Raw genomic sequence first — 13,024 nt, 5'->3', positions numbered from 1 at the left:
ACCCGAATTGCAGTGCAGCTCAGAGATAATTCACAACAAAATGCGTGACCGCAGTAAATTCGCCAGATGTCATTCTTCCGTCGCGGGAGATCAAATAAGCCGTAAAATTGAGCGTGTTTTTCCCTGGATTAAGCACATAGTCCGGTGATGGCTCACCCAGATGAATTTGCTGTCCGTTGCTGTCATATATTTCTATCGCTAAATTTTCAGTTTCCGATTGCACGCTTAGATAATCAGGATTGTCACTATCCGGTGCGCCAGAAAAGGTAATATTGGCGCGTTGAAACAGATTCCCGGGGTGTTGAGAATCCCCTAATGAACATCCCAACAAATGAATGCTGAAATCATGCGCTGATACTTTCTCTGGTTTTCCGGAAATATCTCTGGCTGAGAGATCATCAAATTCAACCAGTAGCGACCGGTCGCGTGGATCGACATAACAGGCAGCCTCAATAATATTTCCGCGCATGCGCATTTTGCCGGGCGTACTGACAAGACGATTGGTGTCAGCCAAAACCCATGCAGGCGATATGAAGATAAAAAGCAGTAAAATTCGCCATCCAGGCATCACCGCATTTCCTTTCAGTTATTCGCAGGAAGGGTTAAGCAGGCGCGTTAATGCGCCTGCTGCAGATCGTTACTGGTAGTCGATCTGGAAATTAACGGTAGATTCGAAATCACCTGGGGTTACCGCTGCAGATGCGTTGTTTGCCTGCAGGTAAGCGACGAAATCAATGTCGGTTTCACCATCGGTAATGTTGACCTGAGAGGCGGCTTGACCCCATTCCACGTCCTGGTTGCCACTGTCAATCATACCGATGCCCGCGCCCTTTGCAGTACCAGAGGTGAATGCAGCCAGCGCGTTGTTGTCTGTATCAATCGTTGCCGGGGTATAAGTCACAGTGGCTGTTTTCGCGACGGTCGTATCACAGCCCTGCAGAACGATTTTGGCATGCTTAACGCCAGCACGTTGGTTGTCTTTTAACTGAGAAGTTGGGATCTCACCAAAATTAACCTGTACCGGGCTGGATTCTGGTGCCAGACCACATGCGGAATTAACCAGAGAACCGGTGAAGTGAATTTTACCGTTAGTCGGTTCGACATTTTTTGCAGCAAAAGCAGAAGAGGCAGTAAAAGTCATTCCCGCCATCAGCGCACAGGCCACAGCCACGTTTTTCATTTTCATATTACTACTTAACCTTATATCTGTTTTTTAGTTATTCCGAAGATCTATTTCCGCAGATAATTTATGTCCGGAAAATCCTGATCTGCAGGTGGCGGTAGCGCATATCCTTGCAAACAATCCATCTCAAGCCGCCCCGTATTTTGAACTTCATTGGTATTCCATCCGAAATACCGTCCACAGTTGTTTACGCTGTTTCGGGGCTTATATTAAGTCGACGGGAAAATGACACAATGCAAAAATCCGGTATTAATCAAACTCAGGGAATCATGTTGTCACACTGTCTGCACAGCGATCGTTTACCTAAAAAACCGCCAAAAATCACGACGTAGCCAGTGTTAATATCTATCATTCAGCATTTTTATAGAGTTTTTATCTATCAACTATTTTTTTATTTAGCCAGAACAACAGGCAAAATGTATTTATGAAATTTTTGTAAAAATGAAATTGGATATCAAAAGCGAGTAATGACAATAAGATAGTGAAAGAGAGGAAGGAGAAAAGAGGATTCTATAAGAGATATTAAAATATTGTTATATGAATATTAATAAAGCGATCTATGGTACAACCATTTTTTATAAATGAATTATGTTATGCTATTGCTTCACCCACTCGAATGCGAGATATCCTGCTTTAAAGGAGACATCAGTGATTTCTCATATACCAATAAACAAAATTAAATCCGTAATTATTGGTGATGGCTTAGTTTTCAGACCACATAAAAATACCCTAAAAGACCTGGCATCTGGTGAAATGGCCACATTGAATAATGTGGCAACACAATTACTGCTCTATTTGTTGCAAAATGGTAAAGAGATATCCTCGCGTGATGAAATTCTGCTGAATGTTTTTCAGCATAATGGCGCCAGAGCGACGGATGCGAATCTCAATCAGCACATTTCATTTCTGCGCAAAGCAATAACGTCTACGGGTCATCCTGCAGAACTCATCGTCACAATTCCGCGGATGGGATTTCGGATGGGCGACGTTAATATCAATATTCAGCAACTGGAAGAAGCGCAAGCTCCCGCCAGAATTGCCAATGTTGCATCGACGCTCAACAAAAAGAAACAAAGCCGTTGGCCTGTGGCGATAACCGCGTTAATTACCGGAATCGCCGTGCTGGCGACAGCGTGGTTAACATGGATTCCCAATGAAATCGCCATGACGGACGCGACTATCCTGCGGACTATCGACTATGAACAATGCCGTGTACATATATTAGGAAACGCCCTCACCGACACCATAACCGAAAAGAAAGCGCTGGATATTTTCAAGTCCGTGGGCATTAACCCCGACTGTTCGTACCCAAAAGATCTGTATCTCAATACCTGGGCGAGCAACCATAATCTGGTTGAGTGGTCGTTTGCCGCTGAATGCGGGCTGAACCTCGGCTATTACCATTGCATCAGCCAGTATCGCCATCATGAGGAATGATATGAAGCAAGAAAGCGATCACTCTCCTTTACTATGGTCAGTCGTGATTGCCATTTTTGGGCTGGCGGCTATCGCTTTTTTTATTATCGCCGGGAATGCGAAAAAACAAGAAATCAGTTTTTCCTGCTCCTCGGAATTCACGTCGATACTCGACATCCAGGATACAAAAAAGGTACTCCATGGAATAATGCTGATTACCAGCTACAACTCCGGACACCTTTCATTGTCAGTACAAGGGAAACTCAAAAGTGATGATGGCGAGTTTGCTGTGAACCGAAAACTGTTCTTTCGCTATGCCCGACCACTCGGCCATACCGCCGGTGTTTTCATGCTCACTCCCAACGGACGTGAAAAATCCCCCGATGATGAAGCAACGGATGCAGTCGATTATCTCTTCTTCGACGCTTACGAACGTGCCGACAAGCTGTATATGCTAAAGCACTTGAATGAAGAAACGGTGCTTATCGGCGATAACTTTTCCCCCCGTTTCGCCTGCGTGATGAATCACTTCGCAGGTTGATCTGCCCCTGGATATGCGTCGGGTTAAGGATGACCTGATGTGTTGCCTGCCCGATAGCACGGACGTGGTCGATAAAGTGTGATGATGAGATTATTATTGTGGCGGGCTAAAACGACGAAAGCCTGAATCATTTCTGATTCAGGCTTTCTGAATAGTGGCGGAATGGACGGGACTCGAACCCGCGACCCCCTGCGTGACAGGCAGGTATTCTAACCAACTGAACTACCACTCCGCGTTGTGTTCCGCTTGGGAACGAAGCGAATATTACGGATTGCCTCACGCGTCGTCAACGCTTTTTCTCACGTTTTTTAATCGTTTGCTGCAAAAATCACCCGAATGGTCATTTCCATACGGAAAACGTACAAACTATGCCCGCCAGAGGCAACTTCCGCCTTTCTTCTGCACCAGGTCAAGGCGCGACTCATGGGCCGCTAACTCTTCATCAGTGGCGAAAACAACGCGTAGTTTGCTGGACTGTCGCACAATACGCTGGATCCCCGTGTCATTCTGCTGCTGGCTGTCACCTTCCATTGAGAACGCCATCGTGGTCTGCCCACCGGTCATCATCAGATAAACGTCGGCCAGAATCTGGGCATCGAGCAATGCGCCGTGCAGGGTTCGCTTACTGTTGTCTATTTCATAGCGTGAGCATAACGCATCAAGGCTGTTGCGCTTGCCAGGAAACATTTTCCTCGCCAGCGCCAGGCTATCGGTAATTTTGCAGAATTCGTTTGTCTTCGGAATATCCCGCCTGAGCTTAGCGAATTCGTAATCCATAAAGCCGATATCAAACGATGCGTTATGGATGACCAGCTCCGCACCGCGGATGTAGTCGAGAAACTCATCGGCCACATCGGCAAACGTAGGTTTATCAAGCAGGAATTCGTCTGCGATTCCGTGTACACCAAACGCTTCCGGGTCCACCAGCCGATCCGGTTTCAGGTAAACGTGGAAGTTATTCCCGGTCAGGCGGCGGTTCACCACTTCAACCGCACCGATCTCAATGATCTTGTGGCCTTCGTAGTGGGCGCCAATCTGGTTCATACCGGTGGTTTCGGTATCGAGGACGATCTGTCGTGTAATTCCAGTGCTCATAACGGTCATTTATGTCAGACTTATCGTTTGATTTCGATTTGCTAAAACAGGAAGTCTACCAGAGATGCTTAAACAGGTAGAGATTTTCACCGATGGTTCTTGCCTGGGAAATCCAGGGCCAGGTGGTTATGGGGCGATTTTACGCTATCGCGGGCGCGAAAAAACCTTTAGCGAAGGCTACAACCTCACCACCAATAATCGCATGGAGCTGATGGCGGCAATCGTTGCGCTGGAAGCCCTGAAAGAACAGTGTGAAGTGATACTCAGCACGGACAGCCAGTATGTGCGCCAGGGCATTACGCAGTGGATCCACAACTGGAAGAAGCGCGGCTGGAAAACAGCAGATAAAAAACCAGTGAAGAACGTCGATCTGTGGAAACGTCTGGATACCGCGCTGGGGCCACATCAAATCAAATGGGAATGGGTTAAAGGCCATGCGGGCCATCCGGAAAACGAACGCTGTGATGAGCTTGCGCGCGCTGCTGCAATGCGTCCCACTCAGGATGATATTGGGTATCAGGCTGAGGCTTAAACGTCTGGTTTACGGTATTGCCGGGTTGCGCCAACGGCCTGGCGGATAGGCGTTTTGCTTTTATTTTGTTTCATCGGGTTGAGCGTAAGCGGAATGGTTCGCTTACGCGCAACCACCAGTTGCAAACAGCCCAGCGCAGGGATATGGGCGCTTAACATTTTCCCGCCCTTCTTGTTCCAGGGCAGGACATGAAAACGGCTGTAGTGCAGTACTTCAAAATTCAGCAATGAGAGCCAGTCCAACTGCCGCATGAGGGTAAACATCCGGCTGTTGTAGGGCGATGTTTTACGCAATACGGGCACCAGTTTACGCAATCCCATCAGACTTACCGGGTTAAAGCCGCTCAGAATCAACCAACCGTCATCAATAAGCACGCGATCGGCTTCATGCAGTAAGCGATGTGGATCGGAACACCACGGCAGCGTATGAGCCAACAAACAAACATCCACGGACTTATCGGCAAAGGGCAGATGTAAAGGATCGGCAGTCACCTGCATGGGAGCGCCTTGCAAAGAAACATTTACCTGATGAGAAACCGCGCACGCTTCAGAATTGATTTCTGCGCTTAAATTACCAATCTTAAGCAGATGAAATCCGTACATTTTTGCGAACCACGGGTTAAGCTGATGCTCCAGCGCCTGACGATAGTGTTCGCCCCAGGGCAAATCATCCCAACTAACGGGCGCTATGACAGTTTGAGGGATCCTTGCCGGTTTCATCACGACCTTCCGTTACGCATTGAGAGGTAATCTATGAATCTTAACAGTATTCCTGCATTTCAGGACAATTACATCTGGGTCCTGTCGAATAATGACAAACATTGTCTGATTGTGGACCCGGGTGAAGCAGCACCTGTTCTGAAAGCTATTGCAGAACATAACTGGGTTCCCGAGGCCATTCTGCTGACACATCATCATCAGGATCACGTGGGCGGCGTGAAAGAACTTCTGCAACATTTCCCACAAATCGCGGTATACGGACCGGCTGAAACGCAAGATAAGGGAACGACGCATATAGTCGAAGATGGCGATATTGCACTCGTTTTGGGGCATGAATTTACGGTAATTGCTACGCCGGGTCACACTTTAGGACATATCTGTTACTTTAGCCACCCTTACCTGTTTTGCGGCGACACGCTCTTCTCCGGTGGCTGCGGTCGGCTTTTTGAAGGCACAGCATCTCAAATGTATCAATCACTTAAAAAACTAAACGCACTTCCTGACGATACATTGATTTGTTGCGCACATGAGTACACATTAGCAAACATGAAGTTTGCCTTAAGCATTCTTCCGCACGATCCGTTCATAAATGAATATTATCGTAAAGTTAATGAGTTACGCGTAAAAAAACAAATGACACTGCCCGTAATTCTGAAAAATGAGCGACGAAATAATCTTTTTTTAAGAACGGAAGATATTGATTTAATTAATGAAATAAATAAAAAAACAATATTGCAACAACCTGAAGAGCGTTTTGCCTGGTTAAGGTCAAAGAAAGATACGTTCTGACAATTGCGGGTTGCCTTTTGAAAACTTCGCCGTTATGATCGGTCGTCTTTTAAGCAACTATTGACACACACATGAAGGCAAAAGCGATATTACTCGCCTCTGTCCTGCTTGTTGGGTGCCAGAATACTGGTAACGTCCAACAACACGCACAGAGCCTTTCTGCAGCTGGTCAAGGGGAAGCAGGAAAGTTTACAAGTCAGGCGCGATGGATGGACGACGGAACATCTATCGCTGCTGATCAAGATTTGTGGGCTTTCATTGGTGACGAGCTAAAGATGGGAATTCCGGAAAACAACCGGATTCGCGAACAGAAACAGAAGTATTTACGCAATAAGAGCTATCTCCACGATGTAACTTTACGGGCAGAGCCGTATATGTACTGGATAGCCGGGCAGGTTAAGAAACGTAACATGCCAATGGAACTGGTACTACTACCCATAGTGGAGAGCGCTTTTGATCCTCACGCAACGTCTGGCGCCAATGCCGCAGGTATTTGGCAGATCATTCCGAGCACGGGGCGCAATTATGGTTTAAAACAGACCCGCAGTTATGATGCACGTCGCGACGTTGTGGCTTCCACCACCGCCGCACTGGACATGATGCAGCGTCTGAACAAAATGTTTGATGGCGACTGGCTGCTGACCGTTGCTGCTTATAATAGCGGTGAAGGTCGTGTCATGAAGGCAATTAAAACGAACAAAGCCCGTGGTAAACCCACTGACTTCTGGTCGTTGCCATTGCCTCAGGAAACGAAGCTATATGTGCCAAAAATGCTGGCATTGAGCGATATACTCAAAAACAGCAAACGCTATGGCGTGCGTCTGCCAACAACAGACGAAAGCCGCGCGTTGGCACGTGTTCGCCTGAGTAGCCCAGTTGAAATGGCTCAGGTTGCCGATATGGCGGGTATTTCCGTCAGCAAGCTGAAAACCTTCAATGCAGGCGTGAAAGGCTCCACGTTGGGTGCCAGTGGTCCGCAATATGTGATGGTGCCAAAGAAGCATGCAGAGAAGCTGCGTGAGTCTCTGGCCTCAGGCGAAATTGCAGCCGTGCAGTCAACGTTGGTTGCGGATAACACGCCGCTGAACAGCCGTAGCTACAAAGTTCGCTCTGGCGATACGCTTTCTGGCGTCGCTTCACGTCTTGGCGTGAGCACCAATGACCTTAAGCAGTGGAATAATCTGCGCGGGTCATCGCTGAAAGTAGGCCAAAATCTGACGGTGGGCGCTGGTACCAGCGCACAGCGACTGGCGAACAACAGCGATAGCATCACCTATCGTGTGCGTAAAGGCGACTCGCTCTCGAGCATTGCCAAACGCCACGGGGTTAACATCAAGGATGTGATGCGCTGGAACAGCGATACGAACAATCTGCAGCCAGGCGATCAGCTAACGTTGTTTGTGAAAAACAACGGTATGCCGGACTCCTGATAGCATTGTAGAAATGAAGGCACTGGTTTCCCCCCAGTGCCTTTTTTATTTATCCCGCTTTATGTGCTTCAACCATTATCGTGTCGCTGGTAAACGAGCCATCTTCCTGTAACGCAAAATAGGCTTTCACTTCCGCAGAAGCACTTTGTTGGTATACACGGATAGCGTCGCTCAACGCTGCAGGCGTACGCATCCGCGCCACCCACGAACTGAACTCCAGCGGCAGACGATCGGTTAACAAGGTATCGGCAATCAGATTGGCGTCATTGATTAACGACAGCCATTCTCCGCTGGAATAGTTGCGTACGTGCGAGGTATCGCGTAACGCCTCCACAGTTTGCAACCAGATGTCACGTACAGGATGGCCTGGCGACATCACATCCATCACAATCAGCACGCCGCCGGGCTTCAGAACGCGGTTCACTTCTCGCAACGCACGCCCGACATCATGCCAGTGATGCGCGGAATAGCGGCTAATCACCACGTCAAATACGTTATCTTCAAACGGCAGGCTTTCAGCATAACCCTGCCGTGTGGCGATATTCTCCAGACCTCTGTCCTTTGCCGCTTCAGTGACCACGTCAAGCATCTGCGACGATAAATCATATGCCACTACCTGCTTTACGTATTGCGCGGCCACAAAGCTGGCGTGCCCCGCTCCGCATCCCATATCCAACACACGGGCCTGCGGAAATGCCAGCAACCTTTCCCCCAGACGTTGCAAGTCACGACCAGAGGCGTGCACCGCACTGGTTAAGTAGGCATTAGCCTGAGAGCCAAACTGTTTTTCGACGTTGTCATGATGAGAGCGTGTTGTCATTGTGTTGTCCTTCGGTTGTTGTGAAATATGAAGGGCAACCATCACAGGCCTGCCCTACGGCAGACCTGACACACCGTTATTGTTCAGGTTTGCCGGGACTGAATTCAACGAGTAGCGGGTTGTGGTCGGAGGCGCGGGTGACCAGCACAGAGGCCTCACTCACGTTCAGACCGCGATAGAACACAAAATCGAGAGGACGACCAAACGCGCGGCGGCGCTGATCGTCGGTAAAGCGCACCTGGCGCAGCGACATTTCACGCGCAAAGCGGTACAGCGCATTCATCCGTCGACGGCTCCAGGCATTAAAATCGCCGGCCATAATCACCGGACCGCTGTGATGAGCAATCTGATCGCCAATGGGAAGTAACTGCTTACTATAGACATCAACGCCAAGGCTAAAGTTAACCGCGTGGATATTCACCACCATTAACAACCGAGAGTCAGGCAACGGGTACACCGTCACCAGCGCCGATTTCGCCAGCCGTAAAATAGGCTCACGCTCGCGCAATGGGCAGCAGTAAACTGGATGGGCGGAGGAGAGTGTCATAACGCCAGAGGGGTGCTGAGGCAGCACAAAGGCGGGAACCTGGTCGGCAGCGAGATAGTTAGTGGTCGCAAACTGCACCAGTTCTGGCGTGGTTTGCGCTTCCTGCAATAACACCAGATGCGCATCTTTACCAAAATTCTTCAGCACCGACTGCCATTCTGCTCGCTGCTGTTTAAAAATATTCCATACCAGCACGCGAATGCGATCTTCACTGCTCAACGGTACGCCTGCGGGTAATGCCTGGCCAATATGCGCAAACGAGCCCGGCGGTAAAATCCGCTCGGCGGGTTGTCCGGCAACATAACGCATGGCATAGGTGTTTTTTCGCACTTTAGACTTTCAAACCTCTGTAACGTCAACCAGTCCGCAGCCGGACTGGTTCTTCTGTTATAGGGATTTTAGCACTCACTTTCAACGAACAATTGCAGTTTGTTTTGTAAGTAGGCGCTTACATCAATGATTTACCCTAGAGCAACGCGTGTGGACTTATCAAGACGGCCACTCAGCCCCATCAGCAGGAAAGCCACCAGAACAATAAGTGCGCCAATCCATGGTGTCTGCGCCAACCCATAATGCTCGACCGTTTGTCCGCCAATCACGGAACCCAGTGCAATACCAATGTTAAACGCTGCAATGTTCAGCCCTGACGCCACATCAACAGCATTGGGCGTAAATTGTTCCGCTTTCTGTACCACGTAGACCTGCAACCCCGGTACGTTACCGAAGGCAAAGATCCCCATCACCAGAATGGTAGCCAGCGCGGCGTACTGCGTGGAAGCCGTCAGTTGGAAGACCATCAGCAGAACAAACAGCGCGGCGAAAATGAATTTCAACGCAGGAACCGCACCATGCTTATCCGCCAGCTTACCGCCCCAGATATTGCCGATAGCGACTGATACGCCGTAACCCAGTAAGATCCAGCTTACCGCTGCCGGGGAGAAGCCCGCCAGATCCTGCATCATCGGTGCCAGGAAGGTGAAAGCCGTGAACACACCACCGTAGCCCAATGCCGTAACGGCGTAAATCAGCAACAAACGAGGATGAGTCAGCACTTTCACCTGGTCGCGAATGCTGGCGGCCGCTCGACCTGGAATGTTAGCCGGGATCAGCAGTTGACTACTAATCAGCGCAATCACGCCTAACATTGATACTGCCAGGAAAGTCTCACGCCAGCCAAAGTGCTGGCCGATAAACGTACCCAGCGGCACGCCCGTGACCAACGCAACGGTTAAGCCACCGAACATAATAGCGATAGCGGAAGCCGCTTTTTCTTTTGGCACCAGACTTGTCGCGATAGTGGAACCAATCGAGAAGAATACGCCGTGAGCCAGCCCCGTCAGCAGACGGGCGACAATAAGTGTCATATACCCGGGTGCCTGCCATGCCAGTAAATTCCCCGCCGTAAACAGGACCATCAGCGCGACAAGCAGCTGTTTACGTGGCAGGCTTCCGGTCAGAGCGGTCAGCACTGGTGCGCCAATCGCCACACCCAGCGCATAGATTGAAACCAGCATCCCGGCTGAAGGTAACGAGATCGCCAGTTGTTGAGCGATGGTCGGCACCAGGCCAACAATCACAAACTCAGTCGTGCCAATAGCGAAGGCACTTATTGTTAGTGCAAATAAAGCGAGAGGCATAAATAACTCCGTAACATCAGTAATCAGATGACACGCAGTATGCCGGGATGCTTTAATAACAAAAATATCCAAAATCTCAATATAATTTTGCGTCAGGTGCAAAAATGAAAGCAACCTCTGAAGAACTTGCGATTTTTGTGGCCGTTGTGGAAAGCGGCAGCTTCAGCCGGGCGGCAGAACAACTCGGTCAGGCTAATTCCGCAGTCAGTCGGGCAGTAAAAAAGCTGGAGATGAAATTGGGTGTGAGTCTGCTTAATCGAACTACCCGACAGCTAAGCCTGACTGAAGAAGGAGAACGCTACTTCAGGCGTGTGCAGCAGATACTGCAAGAGATGGCAGCAGCAGAAACGGAAATCATGGAGTCGCGCAATACCCCGCGCGGCCTGCTGCGTATCGACGCGGCAACGCCGGTGATGCTGCATTTCCTGATGCCGCTAATCAGACCGTTCCGTGAGCGATATCCTGAGATGACATTGTCTCTTGTCTCCTCAGAAACGTTCATCAATCTTATTGAACGAAAAGTTGATGTCGCGATACGAGCAGGTACGCTGACTGACTCGAGCCTGCGTGCGCGTCCGTTGTTTACCAGCTATCGTAAGATTATTGCCTCACCGGACTATATTGCCCGTTTTGGCAAGCCCGAGACCGTCGAACAGTTAAAGCAGCATCTGTGTCTGGGGTTTTCCGAACCCGTTTCACTCAATACCTGGCCGATTGCCCGTAGCGACGGACAGCTCCATGAGGTCGAATGTGGGCTTTCTTCCAACAGCGGGGAAACGTTAAAACAGCTTTGCCTGAGCGGCAATGGTATCGCATGTCTTTCAGATTATATGATTGATAAAGAGATCGCGCGGGGAGAACTGGTGGAGCTGCTGGCCGATAAACGTCTGCCGGTAGAAATGCCTTTCAGCGCCGTTTACTACAGCGATCGTGCGGTCAGTACACGCATTCGGGCATTTATAGACTTTTTAAGTGAGTATATAAGAACAGCTCCCGAAGGAGCTGTGAAAGAGGGTTAAAGGTACAGAGGGTCGGGCAATTAATCCCAATCAGGGGCCAGGCCTTCCGGGCTGACCAGACGATCGTTGCAGTCCAGTGCCGCGATCGCTTTTTTATCTTCAGTATCCAGATGCAGGTCCAGCGCCAGCAGGTTGCTTGCCAGGTTTTCACGCTTGGTAGATGAAGGGATCACGGAGTAACCTTCATCCATTGCCCATGCCAGAATAACCTGCGCCGGGGTCGCGTTATGTTTAGCGGCAATGCGTGCAATCACTTCATCTTTTAGCGCCTTACCGTAAGCCAGCGTCATGTAAGAGGTGATGTGGATACCGTGCGCTTTAGCCCAGTCAACCACCTTACGACTCTGCAGATACGGAGACAGCTCAATCTGGTTGGTCGCGATATTGTCTGCACCTACTGTAGCAATGGCTTTTTCCATCAGCGGAATAGTGAAATTTGAGACACCAATTTCGCGAGTCAGCCCCTGCTCTTTCGCTTCAAGCAGCGCCTGCATAAACTCTTCAACGGATACCGCATCGCCCGGAGATGGCCAGTGGATCAGCGTCAGATCGACATAATCCGTACGCAGTTTCTTCAGACTTTCTTTCAGACTTGGGATCAGTTTGTCTTTGCTGAGATTTTCAATCCAGATCTTGGTGGTGATGTACAACTCGTTACGCGGTACGCCACTTTCGGCAATCGCCTGACCAACAGCCGCTTCATTTTCATAGATTTGCGCAGTGTCGACAGCACGGTAGCCCAGCTCAAGCGCCGTTTTGACAGAAGCGATAACCACGTCGTCTTTCAGGCGAAACGTACCTAAACCAAATGCAGGGATAGTCATAGAATTCCTCTTTTTAATCACTATGTTCGTTAACTGAGAGGATTATGACCATCAGTTCTTTGCCGAAAAAGAGTGAAAAATGCAGAGGATTTTTGCGGATTCAGCAATAATTAAATCGCTGGAAAAGAAAAAGCCCTGAGCGTTAGCTCAGGGCTCTTAATAAGTGGCGGAACGGACGGGACTCGAACCCGCGACCCCCTGCGTGACAGGCAGGTATTCTAACCAACTGAACTACCGCTCCACCGAATTTCTTTGTCACTACCCGGATTATTCATCCCGGTTTACTGCAATTTGATGCCTGGCAGTTCCCTACTCTCGCATGGGGAGACCCCACACTACCATCGGCGCTACGGCGTTTCACTTCTGAGTTCGGCATGGGGTCAGGTGGGACCACCGCGCTACAGCCGCCAGGCAAATTCTGTCTATCAACACACCTCTCGGTCTGTCGATGTAATCTGTAATCAAGCTGAAT

General features: G+C 49.5%; 14 protein-coding genes, 2 tRNA genes and 1 rRNA gene. 6 read left to right on the top strand and 11 right to left on the bottom strand.

Annotated features, from left to right (window positions below; translation table 11 throughout):
* Positions 1-19 precede the first annotated feature (19 nt).
* On the bottom strand, positions 20-568 hold the full coding sequence (locus tag OGV52_RS02635) for a fimbrial protein (protein WP_019076063.1): 549 nt from the start codon (positions 566-568) through the stop codon (positions 20-22).
* Positions 569-637: 69 nt separating this feature from the next.
* The gene (locus OGV52_RS02630) at positions 638-1,186 is read right to left on the bottom strand and encodes a fimbrial protein (protein ID WP_016155749.1); all 549 of its coding nucleotides are present in this window, start codon (positions 1,184-1,186) and stop codon (positions 638-640) included.
* A 750-nt stretch (positions 1,187-1,936) separates the two neighbouring features.
* On the opposite strand from OGV52_RS02630, the gene OGV52_RS02625 reads away from it, so the two are divergent.
* Both OGV52_RS02625 and OGV52_RS02620 read left to right on the top strand, forming a co-directional pair.
* Positions 1,937-2,620, top strand: coding sequence for a winged helix-turn-helix domain-containing protein (locus OGV52_RS02625; protein ID WP_225622992.1), 684 nt, complete (start codon positions 1,937-1,939; stop codon positions 2,618-2,620).
* A gap of 1 nt (position 2,621) precedes the next feature.
* Positions 2,622-3,140 carry a FidL-like protein gene (locus tag OGV52_RS02620; RefSeq protein ID WP_016155747.1) on the top strand — a complete coding sequence of 173 codons (519 nt, stop codon included), beginning with the start codon at positions 2,622-2,624 and terminating at the stop codon, positions 3,138-3,140.
* A gap of 155 nt (positions 3,141-3,295) precedes the next feature.
* On the opposite strand, the gene OGV52_RS02615 is transcribed toward OGV52_RS02620, so the two are convergent.
* A tRNA-Asp gene (locus tag OGV52_RS02615) sits at positions 3,296-3,372 on the bottom strand.
* A gap of 134 nt (positions 3,373-3,506) precedes the next feature.
* Positions 3,507-4,235: a DNA polymerase III subunit epsilon gene (gene dnaQ / locus OGV52_RS02610; RefSeq protein WP_029139417.1), complete on the bottom strand. Its 729-nt coding sequence runs from the start codon at positions 4,233-4,235 to the stop codon at positions 3,507-3,509.
* A 64-nt stretch (positions 4,236-4,299) separates the two neighbouring features.
* On the opposite strand from dnaQ, the gene rnhA reads away from it, so the two are divergent.
* Positions 4,300-4,767 carry a ribonuclease HI gene (gene rnhA, locus OGV52_RS02605; protein ID WP_016151805.1) on the top strand — a complete coding sequence of 156 codons (468 nt, stop codon included), beginning with the start codon at positions 4,300-4,302 and terminating at the stop codon, positions 4,765-4,767.
* Here rnhA and OGV52_RS02600 read toward each other — a convergent pair.
* Positions 4,764-5,486: a class I SAM-dependent methyltransferase gene (locus OGV52_RS02600; RefSeq protein WP_047498505.1), complete on the bottom strand. Its 723-nt coding sequence runs from the start codon at positions 5,484-5,486 to the stop codon at positions 4,764-4,766. The two genes, rnhA and OGV52_RS02600, sit on opposite strands and share 4 nt — an antisense overlap.
* Positions 5,487-5,519: 33 nt before the next feature.
* On the opposite strand from OGV52_RS02600, the gene gloB reads away from it, so the two are divergent.
* Together gloB and mltD are read left to right on the top strand one after the other, a co-directional pair.
* A complete protein-coding gene (gloB, locus tag OGV52_RS02595) occupies positions 5,520-6,275 on the top strand; it encodes a hydroxyacylglutathione hydrolase (protein ID WP_075846672.1) in 756 nt (251 codons plus the stop codon).
* Positions 6,276-6,346: 71 nt separating this feature from the next.
* Positions 6,347-7,705, top strand: a complete 1,359-nt coding sequence (mltD, locus tag OGV52_RS02590) for a murein transglycosylase D (protein ID WP_216403766.1) — start codon at positions 6,347-6,349, stop codon at positions 7,703-7,705.
* 49 nt (positions 7,706-7,754) lie between these two features.
* On the opposite strand, the gene OGV52_RS02585 is transcribed toward mltD, so the two are convergent.
* From OGV52_RS02585 to OGV52_RS02575, 3 genes are all read right to left on the bottom strand, one after another.
* On the bottom strand, positions 7,755-8,525 hold the full coding sequence (locus OGV52_RS02585; RefSeq protein ID WP_049271174.1) for a class I SAM-dependent methyltransferase: 771 nt from the start codon (positions 8,523-8,525) through the stop codon (positions 7,755-7,757).
* 76 nt (positions 8,526-8,601) lie between these two features.
* Entirely contained in the window at positions 8,602-9,402 is an 801-nt protein-coding gene (locus OGV52_RS02580; RefSeq protein WP_047498513.1) for an endonuclease/exonuclease/phosphatase family protein, read from the bottom strand.
* Between the two features lie 131 nt (positions 9,403-9,533).
* Entirely contained in the window at positions 9,534-10,709 is a 1,176-nt protein-coding gene (locus tag OGV52_RS02575) for an MFS transporter (RefSeq protein WP_094762217.1), read from the bottom strand.
* A 104-nt stretch (positions 10,710-10,813) separates the two neighbouring features.
* Here OGV52_RS02575 and yafC point away from each other — a divergent pair, with 104 nt between their 5' ends.
* Positions 10,814-11,728 (top strand): DNA-binding transcriptional regulator YafC, encoded by a 915-nt coding sequence (gene yafC, locus OGV52_RS02570; RefSeq protein WP_047498515.1) that lies wholly within the window; start codon positions 10,814-10,816, stop codon positions 11,726-11,728.
* A 20-nt stretch (positions 11,729-11,748) separates the two neighbouring features.
* On the opposite strand, the gene dkgB is transcribed toward yafC, so the two are convergent.
* From dkgB to rrf, 3 genes are all read right to left on the bottom strand, one after another.
* Positions 11,749-12,552 carry a 2,5-didehydrogluconate reductase DkgB gene (gene dkgB, locus OGV52_RS02565; RefSeq protein WP_049282727.1) on the bottom strand — a complete coding sequence of 268 codons (804 nt, stop codon included), beginning with the start codon at positions 12,550-12,552 and terminating at the stop codon, positions 11,749-11,751.
* Between the two features lie 164 nt (positions 12,553-12,716).
* Positions 12,717-12,793: transfer RNA gene (locus OGV52_RS02560), tRNA-Asp, on the bottom strand.
* A gap of 55 nt (positions 12,794-12,848) precedes the next feature.
* A 5S ribosomal RNA gene (gene rrf, locus OGV52_RS02555) occupies positions 12,849-12,964 on the bottom strand.
* Positions 12,965-13,024 lie beyond the last annotated feature (60 nt).

This window comes from Citrobacter sp. Cb041 (assembly GCF_030336655.1).
GTDB classification, from domain to species: Bacteria; Pseudomonadota; Gammaproteobacteria; order Enterobacterales; family Enterobacteriaceae; genus Citrobacter; species Citrobacter braakii.
This window is presented reverse-complemented; position numbering and strand designations above follow the sequence as displayed.

Bases quoted from the DNA above. Each gene is read 5' to 3' on its own strand.
- mltD (WP_216403766.1), top strand. From the start codon at position 6,347: ATGAAGGCAAAAGCGATATTACTCGCCTCTGTCCTGCTTGTTGGGTGC.
- OGV52_RS02600 (WP_047498505.1), bottom strand. From the start codon at position 5,486: ATGAAACCGGCAAGGATCCCTCAAACTGTCATAGCGCCCGTTAGTTGG.
- OGV52_RS02620 (WP_016155747.1), top strand. From the start codon at position 2,622: ATGAAGCAAGAAAGCGATCACTCTCCTTTACTATGGTCAGTCGTGATT.
- dkgB (WP_049282727.1), bottom strand. From the start codon at position 12,552: ATGACTATCCCTGCATTTGGTTTAGGTACGTTTCGCCTGAAAGACGAC.
- yafC (WP_047498515.1), top strand. From the start codon at position 10,814: ATGAAAGCAACCTCTGAAGAACTTGCGATTTTTGTGGCCGTTGTGGAA.
- OGV52_RS02585 (WP_049271174.1), bottom strand. From the start codon at position 8,525: ATGACAACACGCTCTCATCATGACAACGTCGAAAAACAGTTTGGCTCT.
- gloB (WP_075846672.1), top strand. From the start codon at position 5,520: ATGAATCTTAACAGTATTCCTGCATTTCAGGACAATTACATCTGGGTC.
- OGV52_RS02625 (WP_225622992.1), top strand. From the start codon at position 1,937: ATGGCCACATTGAATAATGTGGCAACACAATTACTGCTCTATTTGTTG.
- OGV52_RS02635 (WP_019076063.1), bottom strand. From the start codon at position 568: ATGCCTGGATGGCGAATTTTACTGCTTTTTATCTTCATATCGCCTGCA.
- OGV52_RS02575 (WP_094762217.1), bottom strand. From the start codon at position 10,709: ATGCCTCTCGCTTTATTTGCACTAACAATAAGTGCCTTCGCTATTGGC.
- dnaQ (WP_029139417.1), bottom strand. From the start codon at position 4,235: ATGAGCACTGGAATTACACGACAGATCGTCCTCGATACCGAAACCACC.
- OGV52_RS02630 (WP_016155749.1), bottom strand. From the start codon at position 1,186: ATGAAAATGAAAAACGTGGCTGTGGCCTGTGCGCTGATGGCGGGAATG.
- rnhA (WP_016151805.1), top strand. From the start codon at position 4,300: ATGCTTAAACAGGTAGAGATTTTCACCGATGGTTCTTGCCTGGGAAAT.